Origin of the sequence: Streptomyces sp. NPDC020597, assembly GCF_044335095.1 — a bacterium.
Taxonomy (GTDB): Bacteria; Actinomycetota; Actinomycetes; order Streptomycetales; family Streptomycetaceae; genus Streptomyces.
The window spans coordinates 106063-127839 of record NZ_JBIRUL010000002.1 but is presented as its reverse complement, the minus strand read 5'-3'; the positions used below and the strand labels follow the sequence as shown (position 1 = coordinate 127839).

The following is a 21777-nucleotide window of genomic DNA, read 5'->3' as shown; positions in this document are numbered from 1 at the left end:
ACCGATCACCGCAAACGTCCGGGGCCGCCCCGGCGTCGAAGAAGCGTCAGTGGCCAGTCATCAGCCGTTCACACCCTCGGGGGGACACCCACATGCGCACACGACGTTCAGCAGGACGCCCCGCGCGCCGTTGCGCACGGCCCGCGCACGCCCTGGCCGGCCTCCTGCTGGCCGCGGGCCTCGCGCTGACCGGCTGCAGCGGCAGCGCGGACGACAGCGGGAGCACCGCGTCCGACAAGGCCGCCGTCGGTGACGCGGCCGCCCGGGACACGGGCGCCGCCTCGGACTCGGACGCGAAGGAGGGGACGGATGCGAAGGAGGGGGCGGGCGCGAGCGGCTCCGGGGCCACTGCGGCGCCGAGGCCCGCCGCGAACCGCATCATCCGCACGGCCACCCTGACCGTGCAGGTCAAGGACGTCTCCAAGGCCCTCGACGAGGCGCGTACGACGACCGAGAACGCCGGCGGCTACGTCGGCGACGAGACGACCGTCCGGGACGAGGACGACGCCGAGCGGACCCGCGTGGTGCTGCGGATCCCCGTCGGGAAGTACGACGAGGTGCTCGCCGACCTCCAGGGCGCGGGCAAGCTGCTGGAGCGCACGGCGAAGGCCCAGGACGTGACGGACCAGGTCGTCGACGTCGAGAGCCGGATCGCCTCGCAGCGCGTCAGCGTCGCCCGGGTCCGTGAGCTGATGGACCGGGCCGTCAAGTTGAGCGACGTGGTGACGCTGGAGGGCGAGCTGAGCAACCGTGAGGCGGCGCTGGAGGCCCTGCTCGCGCAGCAGGCCTCCCTCAAGGACCGCACGAGCCTTGCGACCGTCACGCTGACGCTGGCGGAGAAGCCGGTGGTGGAGGCCGCCGAGGACGACGACCCGGGCTTCGTGGACGCGGTGACGGGCGGCTGGGGCGCGTTCGTGACGGTGCTGCGCTGGATCGCGGTGGCGTTCGGCGCGACGCTGCCCTTCCTCGCGGCGGGTCTGCTGCTCCTGCTGGTGTGGCTGCGGGTGGTGCGGCCGCGCCGCCGGGCGGCGGAGGCGCGCTGGGCGCAGCTGGGCGTTCCGGGGCAGTCCGGGGCCGCCCCGCGGACCGCAGCGGGCCTGGCGGGCGCCCCGCGGAGCGGCAGCGGACAGCCGGAGACCGGGCAGGCCGCCGCCGGACAGGCCGGGGCCGGGCAGAGCGGGGCCGAGCAGAGCGGGGCCGAGCAGAGCGGGGCCGGACAGGCCGGGGCCGGGGCGGGCGAGCCCGGGCAGGACTGAACTGCACTCCCCCCGTAGCGTGTTCGCATGAGCATCGAGCGACTGGTCGTGATCGGCGGCGACGCCGCGGGGATGTCCGCGGCGTCCCGGGCCCGGCGTCTGAAAGGGCCCGAGGAGCTGGAGATCGTGGCCTTCGAACGCGGGCACTTCACGTCCTACTCGGCGTGCGGCATCCCCTACTGGGTGGGCGGCGACGTCGCCGGGCGGGACGATCTCGTCGCCCGCACCCCCGAGGAGCACCGCGCGCGGGGGATCGATCTGCGGCTGCGCACCGAGGTCACCGAGATCGACGTGGCCGGACGGCGGGTACGCGCGCGTGCGGTGGATTCCGGGGAGCAGTCCTGGACGTCGTACGACAAGCTCGTCGTCGCGACCGGGGCCCGCCCGATCCGGCCGGACCTGCCCGGTGCGGACGCGGCGGGCGTGCACGGGGTGCAGACCCTGGACGACGGGCAGGCGCTGATCGACACGCTGTCCCGCGCGCGGGGACGACGGGCCGTGGTCGTGGGGGCCGGTTACATCGGCGTGGAGATGGCCGAGGCGCTCATCAACCGCGGCTACGAGGTGACGGTCGTCAACCGGGGCAGCGAGCCGATGTCGACCCTCGACCCGGACATGGGCCGGCTGGTGCACCGGGCGATGGAGGGGATGGGCATCGCCATGGTGAACGACGCCGAGGTCACCGAGGTGTGCACGACGCACGACGGCCGGGTGCGGGCGGTGCGCACCGAGGACGCCGAGTATCCGGCGGACGTGGTGGTGCTGGGCATCGGCGTGCGGCCGGAGACGGCGCTCGCGCAGGCCGCCGGTCTACCGGTGGGCGGGCACGGCGGGCTGCTCACCGACATGGCGATGCGGGTGCGCGGCCACGAGGACGTCTGGGCCGGCGGCGACTGCGTCGAGGTCCTCGACCTGGTCTCGGGCCAGGAGCGCCACATCGCCCTGGGCACCCACGCCAACAAGCACGGGCAGGTCATCGGCGCCAATGTCGCAGGCGGTTACGCCACGTTTCCGGGCGTGGTCGGAACCGCCGTGAGCAAGGTCTGCGATCTGGAGATCGCCCGTACCGGGCTGCGCGAGAAGGACGCGGCCAGGGCGGGCCTGCGCTTCGAGTCGGTCACCGTCGAGTCGACCAGTCGAGCCGGTTACTACCCGGGCGCGTCCCCGATGACGGTCAAGATGCTCGCCGAGCGCAGGACCGGCCGTCTGCTGGGCGTCCAGATCGTCGGGCGGGAGGGCGCCGGCAAACGGGTCGACGTCGCGGCGGTGGCCCTGACCGCCGGGATGACGGTGGAGCAGATGACGGCTCTCGACCTCGGCTACGCGCCGCCGTTCAGTCCGGTGTGGGATCCGGTGCTGGTGGCTGCCAGGAAGGCCACGGCCAAGGTGCACGGCAGCGGACGGGAGTAGGGCGGCGCGGACCGGGCGGCGCGGGACCGGACCGCGCCGCCTCGGACCTGCCGCGTGATGCGCGCGACGGGCCCCACGGGCCCGCTGCCGCGCGCCCCTGTTCCCCTGTTTCTCACGCGGTTCCGGTCAGGCGTTTCTGAAACCGTTCAGCTGAGGCGTTTCTCCAGCGGTTCCCGGTGTTCCTCAGGCCGTTCCGGTCAGGCGCGGCAGGGCGGAGACCGCCGCGGCGGGGGGCTGCTCCGCCGGCTTCGCGTGCGCGGCCGCCGCGGCCCGCGACCGCAGCCGGTTGCTGACCGCTTCGTCCAGTGTCACCGGGCGCTGCATCTGCGCAGCGAGCCGCCCGGCCTCCTGGCCCAGTCTCGCCACGTCCTCCCAGGGCAGCCGGATCACCAGCGAGATCTCCGCCTCGCCGTCGGGCGTGGCGTGCATCGCGGGGGTCACTTGGTCGTTCATCGCTGTTCCTCACGTCGTCCCCGCGACTCGCCTTCCTCGTGCCGCGAGCGGTTGCCGGTTCATACGCACTGCTGGGAAGCGGCGTTCACCGATTCGCCGAACGGATCGGGGGCAGTACTTCCTTGTGGTCATCCCCGTGCATGACGTGAACCCCGTGCGCCGCACCCCGGTGGTGACGTACGCGCTGATCGCCGCGAACGTCCTCGTGTTCTGGTTCATGCCGGGCCTGTCCGGCTCCGTGGCGGGCGACAGCAGCCTGGCCCAGACGTGCCATCTGCACGCCTTCCTCGACCACTGGGCGGCCGTGCCGCGGGAGTTGATCGACCATCAGTTCCCGCAGCTGGTCCCCACCGGCGAGGTGCGGGGCGCGTCCTGTCAGCTGGGGCCGCCGGACTACACGAAGTCACCGGCGCTGAGCGTGTTCACGGCGATGTTCCTGCACGGCGGCTGGCTGCATCTGCTGGGCAACATGCTGTTTCTGCTGATTTTCGGCAACAACATCGAGGACCGCATGGGGCACGTCCGCTTCGCGGTCTTCTACGTCGTGTGCGGCTATGCCGCCTCGTACGGTTTCGCCCTGGTCAACTCCGACTCCACCGATCCGCTGATCGGCGCGTCCGGGGCGATCGCGGGCGTGCTCGGCGCGTACCTGGTGCTGTATCCGAAGGCCCGGGTGTGGGTTCTGGTGCCGTTCCTGGTGTTCCTGCCGCTGCGTCTGCCGGCCTGGCTGGTGCTGGGCTTCTGGTTCGGGCTGCAGGCGGTGTACTCCTCCGGCGAGGGCGTCTCGGACGCCGGGACCGTGGCGTACGCCGCGCACGTCGTCGGCTTCCTCGCGGGCATGCTGCTCGCCTGGCCGCTCAAGCCCGGCACGCCGGCGCCGCCGGAGCCGCGCGGCCTGCTGTTCGGCAGGCGGGCGCGTCCCCGGCACACCTGGTGACTCAGCGGGCCGTCCGCGTGTGGACGTACTCGACGAGACGGGTCAGCGCGTCCGGGTCGGTGGACGGCATGACGCCGTGGCCGAGGTTGAAGACGTGGCCCTCGAGTCCGGCGGCCGCGTCCAGGACCTCGCCGGCCTTGGCCTCGACGGCTTCGGCGCCGGCGAACAGGACCGTCGGGTCGAGGTTGCCCTGGAGCGCCTTGCCGGGGCCGACCCGGCGGGCGGCCTCGTCGAGCGGGACGCGCCAGTCGACGCCGACGACGTCCGCGCCGGCCTCGCCCATGAGCCGCAGCAGCTCACCGGTGCCCACCCCGAAGTGGATGCGCGGGACGCCGTAGCCCTCGACCGCGCTGAACACCTTCGCGGAGGCGGGCAGCACGCAGCGGCGGTAGTCGTCCGGGGCGAGTGCGCCGGCCCAGGAGTCGAAGAGCTGGACGGCGCTCGCGCCCGCCTCGATCTGCACCTTGAGGAAGGCGGCGGTGATCTCGGCGAGGCGGTCCAGCAGGTCGGCCCAGAGCTCGGGGTCGCCGTACATCATCGCCTTGGCGTTCTCGTAGGTGCGCGACGGTCCGCCCTCGACGAGATAGCTCGCGAGAGTGAAAGGGGCGCCCGCGAAACCGATCAGCGGGGTGGCGCCGAGCTCGGCGGTGAGCAGTCCGATGGCCTCGGTGACGTAGGAGACGTCCTCGGGGGCGAGGTCGCGCAGCCGGGCGAGGTCGGCGCGGGTGCGGACGGGGCGTTCGACGACCGGGCCGACGCCGGGCTTGATGTCGAGGTCGATGCCGATGGCCTTGAGGGGGACGACGATGTCGCTGAAGAAGATCGCCGCGTCGACGTCGTGCCGGCGCACGGGCTGCAGGGTGATCTCCGTGACCAGCTCGGGCCGCATGCAGGACTCGAGCATCGGGACGCCCTCGCGGACCTTGCGGTACTCGGGCAGCGAGCGTCCGGCCTGCCGCATGAACCACACGGGCGTGTGCGGCACGGGCTCGCGCCTGCACGCCTTCATGAAGGCGCTGTCGTAGGTCGCTGTCGGCTGCCGGCCCGCCGGGCTCTCGTTCGCACTCACGACGGCAAGTCTCGCACGGCGCGGGAGGCCCTGCGGCCGCCCCCTCGGCGCCCGCCCGCCGCCTCCGCTCGGCGTGCGGGGAGGGTGTCCGGCGCGGGCGGACGTCCTCGTGCGGCCGCCCCGTGCGGGTCGCGGGCGTGCGCGGTCCGTGCGCCTGTTCGCCCAGCGCGCACCCGTCCGCAGGTCCCGCGCGGGTGTCTTGCCCTGCGCGAAGCCCCCGTTCCCCTTAATCTTCCCCGCATGGCTGCGGCTCAGGGACGACTGTCGGACGACGCTGGCGGGATGGATGACGCGAACGAGGGGGACCGGGACGGGGGCAGGTCGGCTCCGTTGCCGTTCCGGTCCGCAGTCGACGGGCTGAGAGCGGCCCGGCTGCGGCCGCAGATCGAGATCGAGCCGACGCCGGCCCCGAAGCGGCTCGCCCCCTTCGCCCACGCGCTGGAGGCGACGGTCGTGGACGGCGAGCAGGACCTGGCGGACGGCCGGCTGGTGTTGCTGCACGATCCGGCCGGGCACGACGCCTGGCGCGGAACGTTCCGCCTGGTGACCCTGGTGCGGGCGGAGCTGGAGCCGGAGATGGCCGCCGACCCGCTGCTGCCCGAGGTGTGCTGGTCGTGGCTGACCGGCGCGCTCCAGGCGCGCGGTCTGACGTACGGGGAGCCGAGCGGGACCGTCACGCGGGCGAGTTCGCACTACTTCGGGGGGCTGGCGGAGCGTCCGGCGGCCTCGCAGATCGAGATCCGGGCGTCCTGGACGCCTCGCGAGGGCCTCGGCGGAGTCCCGGACACCGGGGCGCACCTGTCGTCCTGGTGCGACCTGCTGGCACAGGTGGCCGGGCTGCCGCCGGCCGGACCCGGCGACGCGTCCGTGGTGACACTCCCGCAGCGTCGGGGGCCACACTCACGTTGACCATCTCTTTGTCGATACGGCCATTTTCGATCCCGTCCGACACCCACTTAAACCGACTCGATCTTCGGATGATCGATCGCGTGTCCGAATTGCACAGATTGTTACTCACTAGATCGTGATCATTCTCTAAAGGACCCCGGGTTCGCTGCCGAAGACGACTGTGACCTTGAAAGCACGGTTCGTCCCGGCTTCCTCCCCACGAGCCCCCGCGAACCGGCTCCCGTCCCCCATCCAGGAGGCCTGGTGTCCGTTCTCCTCGAGCAGCCCGCAAGCCTGGTCGCCTACCGCCCGAACAAGCCCACCGCCATGGTGGTCGTGGCCGACCCGCGCGTCCGCTCCACCGTCACCCGTCACCTGTGGGCGCTCGGTGTGCGCGACGTCATCGAGGCCTCGTCCGTCGCGGAGGCTCGTCCCCGCATCGGCAACCCCCGCGACATCTGCGTCGCCGACGTCCACCTGCCCGACGGCTCCGGCCTCACCCTGCTGTCGGAGACCCGCGCCGCGGGCTGGCCCAACGGGCTCGCCCTCTCCGCCGCCGACGACATCGGCGCGGTGCGCAACGCCCTCGCCGGCGGCGTCAAGGGCTACGTGGTCACCGGCACCCGCACCAACCTCGGCCTCCCCGGCCGTCCGGGCGCCGCCCCCATGGGCTCGGCCGCCCGTATGCACCGCCGCCCCCCGGGTGCCCCGAGCCACCCGGGCGGCTACCGCGAGCTCTCCGGCCGTGAGGTCGAGGTGCTGCGGCTGGTCGCGGAGGGCCAGTCGAACAAGGCCATCGGCGTCTCGATGGGCCTGTCCGCGCTGACCGTCAAGAGCCACCTCGCCCGCATCGCCCGCAAGCTCGGCACGGGCGACCGCGCCGGCATGGTCGCGGTCGCCCTGCGGACCGGCATCATCCACTGAGTCCCCGCCCCGCCCCGGCGTCCTGGACTTCCCCCCGATCCCCACGACCGCCGGGAGGCCCGCCGCGTCCCCGCCGGCCCCTCTCGTCCCCTCCCCGCCGCGCCCCGGCCTGACCGGTTCACGACCCTGCGCCGCCCGCCGACGGAACGTTCCGTCGGCGGGCGGCGTCGATACACCGATACCCTTGACAGGTGACCGACGCCCAAGAAACCGCAGCAGCCAGTTCACTGCGAACCACCGGAGGCGCCCCTCCGGACGAAGGCGGATCCACTGCTTCCGGGGCGCCGACACCTCTGCTCGAGCCTCGCGAGGGCATCCCCGACGTGATCGCCGACGAGGCCTCCCTCGCCGCGGCCGTCGCCGCCTTCGCCGCGGGCTCCGGACCGGTCGCCGTCGACGCCGAACGCGCCTCCGGGTACCGCTACGGACAGCGCGCCTATCTGGTGCAGCTGCGCCGCGAGGGCGCCGGCAGCGCGCTGATCGACCCGGTGGCCTGCCCCGACCTCTCCGCGCTCGGCGCGGCGCTGTCCGACGCGGAGTGGGTGCTGCACGCGGCCACCCAGGACCTGCCGTGCCTGCGGGAGATAGGCATGGTGCCGACGCGGCTGTTCGACACCGAGCTGGCCGGACGGCTCGCCGGGTTCCCGCGGGTCGGCCTCGGCGCGATGGTGGAGGGCGTGCTCGGCTTCGTCCTCGAGAAGGGTCACTCCGCGGTGGACTGGTCGACCCGGCCGCTTCCCGAGCCCTGGCTGCGCTACGCGGCCCTCGACGTGGAGCTCCTGGTCGACCTGCGCGACGCGCTGGAGAAGGAGCTGGACCGGCAGGGCAAGCTCGACTGGGCCCACCAGGAGTTCCACGCGATCGCCTCCGCCCCGCCGCCCGAGCCCCGCAAGGACCCCTGGCGGCGCACGTCCGGCATGCACAAGGTGCGCAGGCGGCGGCAGCTGGGCGTCGTGCGGGAGCTGTGGGAGACCCGGGACCGGATCGCGCGGCGGCGCGACGTGTCGCCGGGCAAGGTGCTGTCGGACGCGGCCATCGTGGAGGCCGCGCTCTCCCTCCCGGCGAACGCGCACGCGCTGGCCGCGCTGGCCGGATTCGGGCACCGGATGGGGCGGCGGCAGCTGGAGCAGTGGCAGGCCGCGGTCGACCGGGCGAAGGCGCTGAGCGAGTCGCAGCTTCCCCAGCCGGGACAGCCGGTGACGGGGCCGCCGCCGCCGCGCGCCTGGGCCGACAAGGACCCCGCGGCCGCCGCGCGGCTCAGCGCGGCGAGGTCGGCGGTGTCGGCGCTGGCCGAGGAGCTGAACATGCCGCAGGAGAACCTCATCGCGCCGGACGCGGTGCGGCGGGTCTGCTGGGAGCCCCCGGCGGCCGACCCGGAAGCGGTGACGAGGGCGCTGGCCGGGTACGGAGCGCGTCCCTGGCAGGTGGAACAGGTCGCGCCGGTGCTGGCCGCAGCGCTGTCGGACAAGGACGAGTGACCGCGGCGGACGCCGTGCACGGCACGCCGGCCACAGGCGGGCGGTACAGCCGCCCGTCCCGCGGCCGTGGGCGGGTCACCTCGTCGCTCCCCTCGTGAAACCGTTGTAGATGTATTTCTGCAGGGCGAGGAAGACGATCAGGGTCGGCAGGATGACGAGCACCGCTCCTGCCGAGATCGTTTCCCAGTGGGCGGCATAGGGGCCCTTGAAGCGGAAGAGCGACGTCGAGATCACGCCAAGATCTTGTGACGGCATGTAGAGGAAAGGGATGTAGAAGTCGTTGTAGACGGCGATTCCCTTCACGATCACGACCGTCGCGATCGCCGGTTTCAGCAACGGAAAGATGATCTTTCGGTAGATCGTGAACGCGTTGGCGCCGTCGAGGCGGGCCGCCTCGTCCAGGGAGATCGGGATCGATCGCACGAACTGCAGGAAAATGTAGATCGAAACGATGTCCGTGCCCATGTAGAGGGCGATCGGGGCCCAGCGGGTGTCGAACAAGCCGAGGCTGTGGACGATCTGGAAGGTGGCCACCTGGGTGGTCACCCCGGGAACCAGTGCGGCGACCAGGAACAGGGCGATCACCAGTTTCCGGAAACGGAAGGTGAAACGGTCGATCGCATACGCCGTCATCGAACCGATGAGAACGGTTCCGCCGACGGAGACCAGCAGGATGAAGGCGGTGTTGCCGAACGCCGTGAGCATCCCGCCGTCCCGGAACGCCGTCACGTAGTTGTCGAAGTTGAGCGGGTCGTGCGGGAGCGTGAGCGCTCCGCTGCCGGACGCCGTCTCGTTCTCGGTCTTCAGGGACGTCAGGACGACGACGCCCAACGGGAGCAGCACCACCGACGCCGCCCCGATCAGCGACAGGTACACCAGGGCGCGGGCAACGGCTCGGCGTGTCATACGAGGTCCACCCTGTCGTCGGGGACGAGGCGTCGCTGCACCCAGGTGACGAGCAGGATGATCAGCAACAGCACGACGGCCGCCGCCGAGGCGAGCCCCGTCTTGTTGAACTGGAAGGCCAGCTTGACGGTCTGGATCACGAAGGTCTCGGTGCCGGTCGCCCCGCCGGTCATGATGTACGGGATCTCGAAGGCCGACAGGGACCCGGAGACGGAGAGGATCACCGTCAGGGTCAGCACCGGCTTGATGCCGGGGAGGATGACGTAACGGAACTGGTGCCACCGGCCCGCGCCGTCCAGCTCGGCCGCCTCGTACAGCTCCCCCGGGATGGACTGGATCGCGCCGAGGAACAGCACGAAGTTCATGCCGAGGTAGCGCCAGACCGAGACGCCGGCGAGCGAGACGTTCGCCGACGCGGGCGTGCCCAGCCAGGCGTGGTCGGTGGGGTGGCCGAGGAGGCCCAGCACCGTGTCGAGGGTCCCGCCGTCCTGGAAGAAGTAGAGGAAGACGAAACCGATGGCCACGCCGTTGACCAGGGACGGGAAGAAGAGCACACCCTTGAAGAAGTTCCGGAAACGGATGCTGAAACTCAACACGGTCGCGAAGTACAGCGCGGCGACGATCTGGATCACCGAGGCCGCCAGGTAGTAACCGCTCACCCAGAACACCTGGAAGAGGTCCTCCCTGGTGAAGATCTCCGCGTAGTTCTCCGCGCCGGTGTAGTGCAGTTCGGGACTCACGCCGTCCCAGTCGGTGAAGCTGTAGGCGACCATGTTGGCGATCGGCGCGTAGGTGAACGTGATCAGCAGGGTGAGCGGAGCGAGCAGGAACAGCCAGGGGGTCAGCTGCCGCCAGGTGCGCGTGCGGCGCGGCGCCGCCGGCGGGGCGGCGCGCCACGGAGCCCGCGCCACGGCCTCGGACCCGGCCGTCTCGGCCCCGGCCATAGCCCCGGCGGGGGCCTTCCCCACGCCCTGCGCCGGGGTGTGGGCGCCCGTGTGCGTCATCGGTCGCCCACGTTCGCCTGTGCGTCCGTCCATTTCTTGCCGAGCCCGGAGAGGAAGTCGTCCAGGCTGCCCTTCTTCGCGCCGCGCGCGAGGTCGACCAGGTCCTGGCGGTACTCGGGCTTGAAGACGCCGACCTCGGACCTGTCGTCGATGAGCTTGACCTTCGCGCCCGCGGAGTCGTCCAGCTCGATGAGCTTGACGCCGGCCTCCTCGTAGGGCTTCAGCACCGTGGGCATGGCCGCGTCCTTGAGCGGGGAGATGGCCAGGTTGTCCTTGTCGTAGCCGGACTTGTCGGTGAACCAGTCGATCCAGGCGCGGGCCGCCTCCTTGTGCTTCGAGTGCACGTTGACGGCCTGGTTGTAGTCGGGGCCGACGGTCGCGCAGTACGCCCCGCCCGTCTGCGCGGGAAACGGCATGAAACCGATGTCGTCCGGGTTCACGCCCGCCTTCTTCGCGGCGTCCTGGAACTGGATGATCGCCCAGGTGCCGAGCCACTGGGTGGCGATCTCGCCCTTGGCCGTGCGGGGCTTGGACTCCTCCCAGTTGCTGGTGGTCGGGTCCTTCTCGGCGAGGCCCTGCTTGACGATGTCGTACAGCAGCGTGTCGGCGACGCGCAGGTCGGAGCCCTGTGCCCACGGGTCGCCCTCGGCCAGCTTCGTGGTCGCCTGCGGGTCGCAGTGCACCGCGCCGTCGACGTAGGTCCACGAGGTGAGCGGCCACTGTGCGGCGAAGTTGGTGTAGTACGGCACCGCGTCGGTCTTCGCCTTGATCGCCTTGAGGCCGGCGAGGAACTCGGCCGGGTTGGTGGGCCACGCGGTGACCCCGGCCTCCTTCCAGATCCGCTTGTTGTAGACGAAGCCGGGCATCACGCCGACCGGGCTCTGGCCGTAGACCTTGCCGCCGACGGTGGTGAAGTCGGTGAAACGGTATTTCCTGCTGCGCTCGGCGGCGGTGCCGAGCGAGGCGAAGAACTTCGGGTAGTCGTTCTTCTTGATGACCGCGGGGATCAGCAGGACGTCGCCGTAGTCGTCGGTGTTCATGCGGATCTTGATCTCGGCCTCGTAGTTGGTGAGGGCCTGGAACTCCACCTTGACCTTGGGATAGGTCCTGTTGAACTCGGCGGCGTACTTCTTCATCGTGCCGTCCTGCACGAGATCGGTCCGCACGGTGAGGACCGTGATGGATCCGCTGACCTTGGCCGGGTCGTCGGGCGCGTTGGCGTCCGCGCCCTTCGTGCTTGCTCCGGTGCCGGTGCACCCGGGGAGCAGCAGGGCGGCCGCGGCGGTCGTGGCGAGGACGTGGACGGTGCGGCGGTTCATGTGCGTCACTTCCGTTCGTGGGGACGGATGAGCACGTGCGGGTGGGGCGAGGAGAGTGGGTTGGCTGATTCGGCACTCTGACAGCGCTTTCTCAACCGGTAAAGTCAGATTCCCGCCAACGAGGTCGAAACAGCGTTCATTTGTGGGCTTGACCGGTTTAGGGAGTGCGCATGCTGGAGGCCTCGTCACTCGACGACGGATGGCAGTTGCGGCACGGGGGCGGGAGGCTGCCGGCCGTGGTGCCGGGGTGTGTGCACACCGATCTGCTCGCCGCCGGGGTGATCCCGGACCCGTTCCTGGGGCGGGCCGAGACCGAGGTCGCGTGGGTGGGCCGGCGGGAGTGGACGTACGAGACGCAGGTGCCGTCCGTGTCTTCCGGGCACGAGCAGACCGATCTGGTCTTCGACGGGCTCGACACGGTCGCCGAGATCACCCTGAACGGTCGCCTCCTCGGCCGGGTACGCAACATGCACCGTGCGTACCGCTTCGACGTGACGGGCCTCAGCGGCGACCTGGCCGTCCGGTTCGTCTCCGCCTACGCCGAGGCGGAGGCCGTGCGGGGGAAGGTCGGCGACCGGCCCGGCGCCTACCCGGAGCCCTACCAGTACGTGCGCAAGATGGCCTGCTCGTTCGGCTGGGACTGGGGGCCCACGCTGGTGACGGCCGGGATCTGGCGGCCGGTGCGGGTGGAGCGCTGGTCGACGGCGCGGCTCGCCCGGGTGCGCCCGCTGGTGACGGTGGAGGAGGGCGTCGGCGTCGTCGAGTTGCGGGTGGACGTGGAGCGGACCCGGGTGGAGGCCGGTCTCGTGCTGGAGGCCCGGGTGGCGGGGCGGCGGGCGCGCGCCGAGGTGACGGGGACGCACGGCGTGGTGCGGGTGGAGGTGCCGGACGCCGAGCTGTGGTGGCCCCGGGGGTACGGCGAACAGGCTCTTCACGAGGTGGAGTTGACGCTGCATCACGGAAGCGCTCCGCTCGACGTCTGGCGGCGGCGGGTCGGTTTTCGCAGCGTGGGGCTGGACACCTCCGCCGATGCGCACGGGAGCGGGTTCACCCTCGTCGTCAACGGGGAGCGGCTCTTCGCGCGGGGGGTGAACTGGATTCCGGACGACGTGTTTCCCTCCCGGGTGACCCGGGAGCGTTACCGGAAGCGGTTGCGACAGGCGGCCGACGCGGGGGTCGACCTGGTCCGGGTGTGGGGCGGCGGCATCTACGAGAGCGAGGACTTCTACGACGCCTGCGACGAACTGGGGCTGCTGGTCTGGCAGGACTTCCCGTTCGCGTGCGCGGCCTACCCCGAGGAGCAGCCGTTGCGGTCGGAGGTGGAGGCGGAGGCCCGCGAGAACGTCGTACGGCTGATGCCGCATCCCTCGCTCGTGCTGTGGAACGGCAACAACGAGAATCTGTGGGGTTTCCGGGACTGGGGCTGGGAGGAGCGCCTCGGCGGGGATTCCTGGGGCGAGGGCTACTACCTGGGGATGCTGCCGAGAGTGGTCGCCGAGCTGGATCCGACGCGGCCGTACACGGCGGGGAGCCCGTGGTCGGGGTCCTGGGAGCGCCATCCGAACGATCCGGCGCACGGCACGCACCACTCGTGGGAGGTGTGGAACCGGCAGGACTACGCCGAGTACCGCAGTGAAGTGCCGCGGTTCGTGGCCGAGTTCGGCTGGCAGGCGCCGCCCGCGTACGCCACGCTGCGGCGGGCGCTGCCGGACGAGGAGCTCGCGGCGGACTCCCCCGGCATGCTCCACCACCAGAAGGCGGAGGACGGCAACGGCAAGCTGGAGCGAGGGCTCGCCCGGCATTTCACCCTGCCCGACGGGGACTTCGACCGGTGGCACTACCTGACCCAGGTCAACCAGGCGCGGGCGGTGGCGGCCGGGATCGAGCACTGGCGGTCGCACTGGCCGGTGTGCGCGGGCACGATCGTCTGGCAGCTCAACGACTGCTGGCCGGTGACGTCCTGGGCGGCGATCGACGGGGATGGGCGGGAGAAACCGCTCTACCACGAGTTGCGCCGGCTGTACGCGGACCGGTTGCTCACGGTGCAGGTGCACGAGGGGCGGCTGGTGGTGGCCGCCGTCAACCAGTGCGGGGACCGCTGGGCGGGCACGCTGGTGCTGCGCCGGCTGTCCGTCGAGGGCGAGGTGATCGGCTCCGCCGAGCTCCACCTGGTGGCGCGCGCACGGGAGGTGGGGCTGGTGCCGGTGCCGGCCGGGCTGGAGCCCGACGGGCCGAAGGAGTTCCTGGTGGCCGACGCGTCGGCGCCGTTGCGCACCGGCGGGGTCGACGCGGGGCGTGCGGGCCGGGGCGCGTTGCGGGCCGTGCACTTCCCGGCGCCGGACCGGGAGATCCCCTGGCCGCAGCCCGAGTTCGAGGTGTCCGTGGGCCCGGACGGCGTCACCGTCGTCGCGCGGACCCTGGTGCGGGACCTGCTGCTGCAGGCCGACCGGCTCGACCCGGGGGCACGGGCCGACCGCGGTCTCGTCACGCTGCTCCCCGGCGAAAGGGTCACCATCGGCGTGCGGGGCTGGGGGAATCCGGACGTCGCCGCCGCCCGGGCCGCGCTCCGCTGCCAGGAGCCACCGCGATGACCGCCTCCCCGGCGTCCCGGGTCACCATCAAGGACGTCGCCGCGCGTGCGGGGGTGTCCAAGGGCGCGGTGTCCCTCGCCTTCAACCGCAAGCCGGGGCTGTCGGACGCGACCCGGGACCGGATCTTCGCCGCGGCGCGGGAGCTGGGCTGGGAGCCGAACCTGGCGGCCCGGTCGCTGTCGATCTCGCGGGTGGACGTGGTGGGGCTCGCGATCTGCCGGCCGGCCCGGATGCTGGGCCTGGAGCCGTTCTACATGGACTTCGTCTCCGGGGTGGAGAGCGTGCTGACCGAGCACTCCTGCTCGTTGCTGCTGCGGCTGGTGCGCAGCGTCGAGGAGGAGGCGGGGCTCCAGGAGTCGTGGTGGCGGGGCCGGCAGATCGGCGGGTCGATCCTGGTGGACTTCCGGGCGGACGATCCCCGGGTGGCGACGGTCGAACGGCTCGGAATGCCGGTGGTCGCCGTAGGCCATCCGTCGCTGACCGGGGGGCTGACCTCGGTGTGGACCGACGACGCGACGGCCGTGACGGAGGCGGTGCGCTATCTCGCGGCGCTCGGTCACCGGCGGATCGCCCGGGTGGGGGGCGCGGCCTCGCTCGGGCACACGGTGATGCGGACGGCCGCGTTCGACGCGGCGGCGCGCCGTCTCGGGCTGGCCGGCGCCCGGCAGGTCGCGACGGACTACTCCGGGGAGGCGGGGGCGCGGGCCACCCGGTCGATGCTGACCGCCGCCCCGTCGGACCGCCCTACCGCAATCGTTTACGACAACGACATCATGGCGGTGGCGGGGCTGGCGGTGGCGGCCGAGATGGGGCTCGCCGTGCCGGGTGACGTCTCCCTGCTCGCCTGGGACGACTCGCAGCTGTGCCGGCTCACCCATCCGACGCTCTCCGCGATGAGCCATGACGTGCACGGATTCGGCGCGGAGGCCGCGCGGACGCTGTTCGGGGTGCTCACGGGGTCGGCTCCCGGGTCGCATCCGGTGCCGACGCCGGTGCTCACTCCGAGGGGGTCGACGGCCCCGCCGCGGGCCTGAGCCGCGGTGATCGCGCAGACTCTCGGGGTGTGACGTTCGCCGCTCCTCCCGGGAGGGGTGTGCAGCTACGTTACCCACAAGTAGCATGGGCCCTGAGCGCGTGCTCAGCGCTTGCGTGTCGCAGCAGTGCCATCCCGCACCCTGGAGGAGAGCCATCGTGCCTCGTACCGTCAGGGACGTCGTCTTCGTAGACGGCGTCCGTACCCCGTTCGGCAAGGCGGGCCCGAAGGGCATCTACCACGAGACCCGCGCCGACGACCTCGTCGTCAAGGCGATCCGGGAGCTGCTGCGCCGCAACCCCGGCCTGGACCCCGCGAAGATCGACGAGGTCGCCATCGCCGCGACCACGCAGATCGGCGACCAGGGCCTGACCATCGGCCGCACCGCCGGCATCCTGGCCGGCCTGCCGACCTCGGTGCCCGGTTACTCCATCGACCGTATGTGCGCCGGCGCCCTGACGGCCGTCACCTCGGTCGCCGGCTCGGTGGCCTTCGGCGCGTACGACGTCGCCGTCGCCGGCGGCGTCGAGCACATGGGCCGCCACCCGATGGGCGAGGGCGTGGACCCGAACCCGCGGTTCGTCAGCGAGAAGCTGGTCGACGAGTCCGCCCTGTTCATGGGCATGACCGCGGAGAACCTGCACGACCGCTACCCCCAGATCACCAAGCAGCGCGCCGACGAGTACGCGGTGCGCTCCCAGGAGAAGGCCGCCAAGGCGTACGCCAACGGCAAGATCCAGGCCGACCTGGTGCCGGTCTCGGTGCGCCGCACCAACCCGGAGGCCGGTGAGACGGGCTGGGGCCTGGTCACCGCCGACGAGCCGATGCGTCCGGGGACGACGCTGGAGAACCTCTCCGGTCTCAAGACCCCGTTCCGTGTGCACGGCCGGGTCACCGCCGGAAACGCGGCCGGTCTGAACGACGGCGCAACCGCTTCCCTGATCGCTTCCGAGGACTTCGCGCGCGAGAACGGCCTGCCGGTCAAGATGCGTCTCGTCGCGTACTCCTTCGCGGGCGTCGAGCCGGAGGTCATGGGCTACGGCCCGATCCCGGCCACGGAGAAGGCTCTCGCGCAGGCGGGTCTGTCCATCTCCGACATCGGTCTGTTCGAGATCAACGAGGCCTTCGCCGTCCAGGTGCTGGCCTTCCTCGACCACTACGGCATCGCCGACGACGACGAGCGCGTCAACCAGTACGGCGGCGCGATCGCCTTCGGCCACCCGCTCGCCTCCTCCGGCGTCCGTCTGATGACGCAGCTGGCCCGCCAGTTCGAGGAGCAGCCCGGGGTCCGCTACGGCCTGACCACGATGTGCGTCGGCTTCGGCATGGGCGCGACGGTCATCTGGGAGAACCCGCACTTCGACGGAGGCGACAAGTGAGCACCACCACCGCTGAGCTTCTGAAGGGCGCGGCCGAGCTGTTCCCGGACGAGGTCGTCACGCAGGCGCACGTACGCCACCTGGACCTGCCGTTCGGCGCGGGGCGCTTCGCCCTGATCACGCTGGACAACGGTTTCGACCACACCAAGCCGACCACCTTCGGCCCGCAGTCCCTCGCCAACCTCGACCTCGCGATCGACCAGGTCGAGAAGGAGGCCGCGGCGGGCGAGATCGTCGGCGTCGGCGTCACCGGCAAGCCGTTCATCTTCGCCGTCGGCGCGGACCTCAAGGGCGTCGAGCTCCTCAAGGAGCACAAGGACGCGCTCGCCATCGGCAAGGGCGGGCACGAGGTCTTCAAGCGCCTCGCGGGCCTCGCTGTCCCGACGTTCGCGTACTACAACGGCGCGGCGATGGGCGGCGGCGTCGAGGTCGGTCTGCACTGCCGGTACCGCACGGTGTCCGCGGCGCTGCCCGCGTTCTCGCTGCCCGAGGTCTTCCTCGGCCTGGTCCCCGGCTGGGGCGGCTGCACGCTCCTGCCGAACCTGATCGGCGCCGACAAGGCCGTCTCGGTGATCATCGAGAACTCGCTCAACCAGAACAAGCAGCTCAAGGGCGTGCAGGTCTACGAACTGGGCATCGCCGACGCCCTGTTCGAGGGCGCCGACTTCCTGGAGCAGTCGCTGATCTGGACGGCGTCCGTCCTCAAGGGTGAGATCGTCGTCGAGCGCCCGGTGATCGACCGCGGCGAGGCCTGGGACCAGGCCGTCGCACGCGGCCGGTTCGTCGCGGACGGCAAGGTGCACGGCGCCGCCCCGGCCGCCTACCGCGCGCTGGACATCATCGCCGCCGCCAAGAACGGCGATCTCCAGCAGGGCTACGACGCCGAGGACGTCGCGCTCGCCGACCTGATCATGGGCGGTGAACTGCGCTCCGGCATCTACGCGTTCAACCTGGTGCAGAAGCGCGGCAAGCGTCCGGCCGGCGCCCCGGACAAGTCCCTGGCCCGTCCGGTCACCAAGGTCGGCGTCGTGGGCGCGGGCCTGATGGCCTCGCAGCTCGCGCTGCTGTTCCTGCGCCGCCTGGAGGTGCCGGTCGTGCTGACCGACATCGACCAGGAGCGCGTCGACAAGGGCGTGGGCTACGTCCACGCCGAGATCGACAAGCTGCTCGCCAAGGGCCGGGTCAACCAGGACAAGGCCAACCGCCTCAAGGCGCTGGTGTCCGGCGTCCTGGACAAGGCCGAGGGCTTCTCCGACGCGGACTTCGTCATCGAGGCCGTGTTCGAGGAGATCGGCGTCAAGCAGCAGGTGTTCGCGGAGGTCGAGGCCGTCGCCCCGGCGCACGCGATCTTCGCGACGAACACCTCCTCGCTGTCGGTCTCCGAGATGGCGTCGAAGCTGAAGCACCCCGAGCGGGTCGTGGGCTTCCACTTCTTCAACCCGGTCGCGATCCTGCCGCTGCTGGAGATCGTGCGCGGTGAGCAGACCGACGACGCCTCGCTGGCCACGGCCTTCGCCGTCGCCAAGAAGCTGAAGAAGACCGCGGTTCTGGTGAAGGACGCCCCGGCGTTCGTCGTGAACCGCATTCTCACCCGTTTCATGGGCGAGGTGCAGAACGTCATCGACGAGGGCACCCCCGTCGAGGTCGCGGAGAAGGCGGTGGAGCCGCTCGGCCTGCCGATGTCCCCGCTGGTGCTGCTCGAGCTGGTGGGTCCCGCGATCGGTCTGCACGTCTCGGAAACGCTCAACCGCGCGTTCCCGGACCGTTTCACGGTCTCCCCGAACCTCGCGGCCGTCGTCAAGGCGGGCAAGCGCGGCTTCTACGTCTACGACAGCGGCAAGCCGGAGCTGGACCCCGAGGTCTCGGCGCTCCTGCAGCAGGGCGACAGCGTCCTGACCGAGGAGCAGGTGCGGGCGCGCGTCCTGGACGCGGTGGCGCAGGAGATCGGGCTCATGCTCGACGAGGGCGTCGTCGCCGAGGCCCAGGACATCGACCTGTGCCTCATCACCGGCGCCGGCTGGCCCTTCCACCTGGGCGGCATCACGCCGTACCTGGACCGCGAGGGCGTCTCCGAGCGGGTGAACGGCAGGAAGTTCCTGGCGCCGGGTGTCGCGTCGGTGCCGGCGTAACGGTTGCCGTAAGAGTTGCTGCCGCCGAAACGGTCGTCACGCGGTCGTAGCGGCAAACGACCTGCCCCCGGCCTTCGGGGGCAGGGCGACGTGACGAGGGCCTCCGCTCATGGCGGGGGCCCTCTCTCGTACAGCCCTCACACTGGCACTCGTGCTCCCACGCGCACTCGCACTCGCACTCGCCGAGGGTCCGGCCGGACGGCCGGACGGCTGGACGGCTGGACGGCCGGCCGAGGCCCCGGACGGCCGGCGGCCTGACACCGAGTCACTGAACCTGGTCGCTCTTCGGCCCGATGTCGCTGATCCTGGTCGGCGTTCCGTCCGGGGCGAACGAGCGGTGGAAGGTGAAAGCCTGCGGCGCGGAGCCGTGGGCGTCGAGGTGCTCCAGCCGGGAGACCCCGTCCCGCCAGGTGGGCGTCACTCCGTCAAGGACCCACCAGCACACGTGATTCGGGTGTGCCGTCCTCTCGAACCAGTCGGCACGCCTTTTCAGCGCGTCGCGGTGCGGCCCGGTGTGGACGGCGTCGAAGGCGGGGCGCACGCCGGTCCAGAGGGAGAGGGTCGCGGCCAGGGCGGTGGTGTCCCGCGTCCGGCCCTTGCCGTACCAGGCCGGTACGGCGAACTCCCCCCATGCGCCCCAGTCCGCGTCGAAGAGCGCGCCCCGGTCACCGGCGGGCGCTTCGGCATGCTCGAGGTGGCCGGGGTGCCGACCGATCTTCCGGTAGACGGCCTCACCGACGTCGTAGAACTCGCGTGTGAGAGGTGCGGGATCGGCGAGAGGCGACTTCAGGACGCCGAAGGTGTACAGAGCGAGACGAGGCATGTGTCTCTTCCTGGTCGGAGGTGCCCGGGTGCAGACCTGCGTCGGTGGCCTGCGCCGGGGGGGCCGAGATTGCGCGGGGCGTGCTCATGGGAGGTGCCGGCTCGTTCCGTCTCGGGCGGCTTGTCCCTGGGGAATCCCATGGACGACCGTGGGCGGCCGCCGGAGGCCAGGTGAAGGTAGCCGCCTCGCCAGGGCCATGTCGAAGTTGCGTTCTCCCTGTCGGCGTGGCCTCCCGCACAGGTTGGTGCGGGGGGTGGGCGCCGAGGGGGCGGTGTCCGGCCGGCTCAGACCGTCTGCCAGGCCGTGAGGGCCAGGCCCGGCTCGTCCTTGCGTCGGGTGAGCTGCAACAGGCCGGTCGACGGGGACAGGGCGGCCGCGACCACCCGGTCCTCGTGGTCCTTCGCGAGCGCCACGCCTGCGTCGGCGGGCAGTTGGGGGCCGGACTCGGCCCACCAGGCGCCGGCCGACTCCTGTTCGGTCGGGTAGGCGGCGAACGCGACGCGGCCGCTCGCGGAGCGCTGGGCGAGCAGTGTGCAGTCGTGGGCGGCGGTACGGGGGGGGGTCGCGGGCCCCGGGGCGGGGGCGGCGGGGGGCCCCCGGGCGCCGGGCCCCGGTCCCGGACGCCCGGCGGCCACGTCGCCGGGGGCGGGGCGGGCCCCCCCCGGGGGCGCCGGCGCGGGGGGCGGGGGGCTGGGTGGGGGCGGGGGGGGCCGGGGGGGGGGGGGGGGCCCCCCCCCCCGGGGCCGGGTCCGGCGGCGGACAGCAGGGCGACGGGCCCGGATCCGGGACGCCAGGCGCACAGGTCGCCGGTGCCGTCCGTGTAGAAGAGCGTGACGTGGTCCGCCGAGGTGGGAAGTGCCCGCAGCGTGCCGGGCCGGACGGGCGTCCTGACCGGCTCCCGCAGCACCGGCTGGGCCCCCGGTTCCTCCTGCCGCCAGTGCAGCAGACCCTCGGACCCGACGGCGAACGCCTCCACCCGGCCGGAGTCCCCCGCCGCCGCGGCGGGCGTCCCCTCGACGCCCTGTCCCTTCAGGTCGCGCCAGGGGTCCCAGCCGCCCTTCTCCTTCTGGGCGACCATGGACAGTCCGGCGCCGGCGTTGCGGACGAAGACGTGCGCGCGTCCCTGGGCGTCCACCGCCACCGCGGGCGTCCCGGTCCGGCCGCCCTTCTTGTCGGGATGGCCGACGGGAGACCAGTCCAGCGGGGCGAGCAGGGGCCGGAAGTGCGTCGAGTGCACCAGCGTCGCCGCCTCCCCCGCGGTGGGCCGCCAGGAAGCCAGGTGGGCGTAACCGTTGACGCCCTGGCCGACGGCGAGGACCTGGCGCGGTCCCCGGTCCCCGCCTATCCGGCGCGGGGCCTCCCAGGGGCCGCCCGGGACGTGTTCCGCCCGGCACAGGACGGCGTCGTCCGACATCAGATAGACAGCCAGCCGCCCGTCGCGGCCGCGTATGAGCCAGTCGCCGTTCACCCGATCACTTTATGTCGGGGCCCCGACGACGCCCGTCGCGGATCGCGTCCGTCGATCTCGTCCGTCGATCTCGTCCGTCGATCTCGTCCGTCGATCTCGTCCGCCGGTCCCCCTCCGCGGGGCAGGTCCGCGGGGCAGGCCGCAGGCCCTCGTGCGCGGGTCCTGCCCTCGGGACTCGGACCCGCGTCACGGGCGCGGGTGCTGCTCGCGGGTCCCGGTCGCGGGGCCGTCCGTGCGACGCTGGTCCGCATGGACGACACCACCGCGCTGCTCGTGATCGTCGACGCCGCGAACGTCGTCGGATCGGTCCCCGACGGATGGTGGCGGGACCGGCGGGGCGCGGCGGAGCGTTTGCGCGACCGGCTGGCCGCGGACGGCCTGCCGGGGCACTCCGGGCCCGTGGACATCGTCCTCGTCGTCGAGGGCACGGCCCGCGGTGTGGAACCGGCGCCCGGGGTACGGGTGGAGGCGGCCCCCGGGAGCGGGGACGACCGTATCGTCGAACTGGTCGCCGAGGCCGCCGGCCGCCCCCGTCTGGTCGTCACCGCCGACCGCGAACTGCGCCGCCGTGTGACGGACCTCGGCGCGGACGTCACGGGCCCGCGCGCGGTACGCGGCTGAGACGACGGCGGGCCGGACACCGCGCGATGCGCGACGGGTGCAGACCGCAGACCGCGAGGGTGCTGCCCCGGGGCCGCATGGACGGGGAC

Annotated in this window: 17 protein-coding genes and 1 pseudogene; 11 read left to right on the top strand and 7 right to left on the bottom strand. The window is 72.2% G+C overall.

Annotation, left to right across the window (positions count from 1 at the left end):
• Positions 1-92: 92 nt before the first annotated feature.
• Positions 93-1256, top strand: a complete 1164-nt coding sequence (locus ACH4ZA_RS04250) for a DUF4349 domain-containing protein (protein WP_398427917.1) — start codon at positions 93-95, stop codon at positions 1254-1256.
• Between the two features lie 27 nt (positions 1257-1283).
• Positions 1284-2666: an FAD-dependent oxidoreductase gene (locus ACH4ZA_RS04245; protein WP_319278179.1), complete on the top strand. Its 1383-nt coding sequence runs from the start codon at positions 1284-1286 to the stop codon at positions 2664-2666.
• Between the two features lie 183 nt (positions 2667-2849).
• On the opposite strand, the gene ACH4ZA_RS04240 is transcribed toward ACH4ZA_RS04245, so the two are convergent.
• Positions 2850-3119, bottom strand: coding sequence for a hypothetical protein (locus ACH4ZA_RS04240; RefSeq protein ID WP_319278180.1), 270 nt, complete (start codon positions 3117-3119; stop codon positions 2850-2852).
• A gap of 124 nt (positions 3120-3243) precedes the next feature.
• On the opposite strand from ACH4ZA_RS04240, the gene ACH4ZA_RS04235 reads away from it, so the two are divergent.
• Positions 3244-4056 carry a rhomboid family intramembrane serine protease gene (locus tag ACH4ZA_RS04235; RefSeq protein WP_398427916.1) on the top strand — a complete coding sequence of 271 codons (813 nt, stop codon included), beginning with the start codon at positions 3244-3246 and terminating at the stop codon, positions 4054-4056.
• A gap of 1 nt (position 4057) precedes the next feature.
• Here ACH4ZA_RS04235 and hemE read toward each other — a convergent pair whose 3' ends face one another.
• Positions 4058-5125 carry a uroporphyrinogen decarboxylase gene (gene hemE / locus ACH4ZA_RS04230; protein ID WP_319278184.1) on the bottom strand — a complete coding sequence of 356 codons (1068 nt, stop codon included), beginning with the start codon at positions 5123-5125 and terminating at the stop codon, positions 4058-4060.
• Between the two features lie 282 nt (positions 5126-5407).
• On the opposite strand from hemE, the gene ACH4ZA_RS04225 reads away from it, so the two are divergent.
• From ACH4ZA_RS04225 to ACH4ZA_RS04215, 3 genes are all read left to right on the top strand, one after another.
• Positions 5408-6034, top strand: coding sequence for a DUF3000 domain-containing protein (locus ACH4ZA_RS04225; RefSeq protein WP_057575738.1), 627 nt, complete (start codon positions 5408-5410; stop codon positions 6032-6034).
• A gap of 243 nt (positions 6035-6277) precedes the next feature.
• Positions 6278-6937: a response regulator transcription factor gene (locus ACH4ZA_RS04220; RefSeq protein WP_057575736.1), complete on the top strand. Its 660-nt coding sequence runs from the start codon at positions 6278-6280 to the stop codon at positions 6935-6937.
• Positions 6938-7128: 191 nt separating this feature from the next.
• Positions 7129-8415 (top strand): HRDC domain-containing protein, encoded by a 1287-nt coding sequence (locus tag ACH4ZA_RS04215; RefSeq protein WP_398427915.1) that lies wholly within the window; start codon positions 7129-7131, stop codon positions 8413-8415.
• 75 nt (positions 8416-8490) lie between these two features.
• Here the strand turns inward: ACH4ZA_RS04215 and ACH4ZA_RS04210 are convergent, their stop codons facing one another.
• Genes ACH4ZA_RS04210 through ACH4ZA_RS04200 form a run of 3 tightly spaced genes read right to left on the bottom strand, consistent with a single transcriptional unit; the run spans position 8491 to position 11644 of the window.
• Complete coding sequence (locus ACH4ZA_RS04210) at positions 8491-9321, bottom strand: carbohydrate ABC transporter permease (protein ID WP_319278186.1); 831 nt, start codon at positions 9319-9321, stop codon at positions 8491-8493.
• Positions 9318-10265 carry a sugar ABC transporter permease gene (locus ACH4ZA_RS04205; protein WP_319278251.1) on the bottom strand — a complete coding sequence of 316 codons (948 nt, stop codon included), beginning with the start codon at positions 10263-10265 and terminating at the stop codon, positions 9318-9320. Before ACH4ZA_RS04205 ends, ACH4ZA_RS04210 begins: the two co-directional genes overlap by 4 nt.
• 56 nt (positions 10266-10321) lie before the next feature.
• Positions 10322-11644, bottom strand: a complete 1323-nt coding sequence (locus ACH4ZA_RS04200; protein ID WP_398427914.1) for an extracellular solute-binding protein — start codon at positions 11642-11644, stop codon at positions 10322-10324.
• Positions 11645-11814: 170 nt separating this feature from the next.
• Between ACH4ZA_RS04200 and ACH4ZA_RS04195 the strand changes: the two genes are divergently transcribed.
• From ACH4ZA_RS04195 to ACH4ZA_RS04180, 4 genes are all read left to right on the top strand, one after another.
• A complete protein-coding gene (locus tag ACH4ZA_RS04195) occupies positions 11815-14235 on the top strand; it encodes a glycoside hydrolase family 2 protein (RefSeq protein WP_398427913.1) in 2421 nt (806 codons plus the stop codon).
• Positions 14232-15269, top strand: coding sequence for a LacI family DNA-binding transcriptional regulator (locus ACH4ZA_RS04190; protein ID WP_319278191.1), 1038 nt, complete (start codon positions 14232-14234; stop codon positions 15267-15269). Before ACH4ZA_RS04195 ends, ACH4ZA_RS04190 begins: the two co-directional genes overlap by 4 nt.
• A 157-nt stretch (positions 15270-15426) precedes the next feature.
• Entirely contained in the window at positions 15427-16647 is a 1221-nt protein-coding gene (locus ACH4ZA_RS04185) for an acetyl-CoA C-acyltransferase (RefSeq protein ID WP_319278193.1), read from the top strand.
• Positions 16644-18776, top strand: coding sequence for a 3-hydroxyacyl-CoA dehydrogenase NAD-binding domain-containing protein (locus tag ACH4ZA_RS04180; RefSeq protein ID WP_398427911.1), 2133 nt, complete (start codon positions 16644-16646; stop codon positions 18774-18776). The genes ACH4ZA_RS04185 and ACH4ZA_RS04180 overlap by 4 nt, the downstream gene beginning before the upstream one ends.
• Positions 18777-19041: 265 nt before the next feature.
• Here ACH4ZA_RS04180 and ACH4ZA_RS04175 read toward each other — a convergent pair whose 3' ends face one another.
• The gene (locus ACH4ZA_RS04175) at positions 19042-19599 is read right to left on the bottom strand and encodes a DUF3291 domain-containing protein (protein WP_398427909.1); all 558 of its coding nucleotides are present in this window, start codon (positions 19597-19599) and stop codon (positions 19042-19044) included.
• A gap of 284 nt (positions 19600-19883) precedes the next feature.
• A pseudogene (locus ACH4ZA_RS04170) lies at positions 19884-21067 on the bottom strand (hypothetical protein).
• A 249-nt stretch (positions 21068-21316) separates the two neighbouring features.
• Here ACH4ZA_RS04170 and ACH4ZA_RS04165 point away from each other — a divergent pair.
• On the top strand, positions 21317-21688 hold the full coding sequence (locus tag ACH4ZA_RS04165) for an NTP pyrophosphohydrolase (RefSeq protein ID WP_398427908.1): 372 nt from the start codon (positions 21317-21319) through the stop codon (positions 21686-21688).
• The last annotated feature ends 89 nt before the right edge of the window (positions 21689-21777 follow it).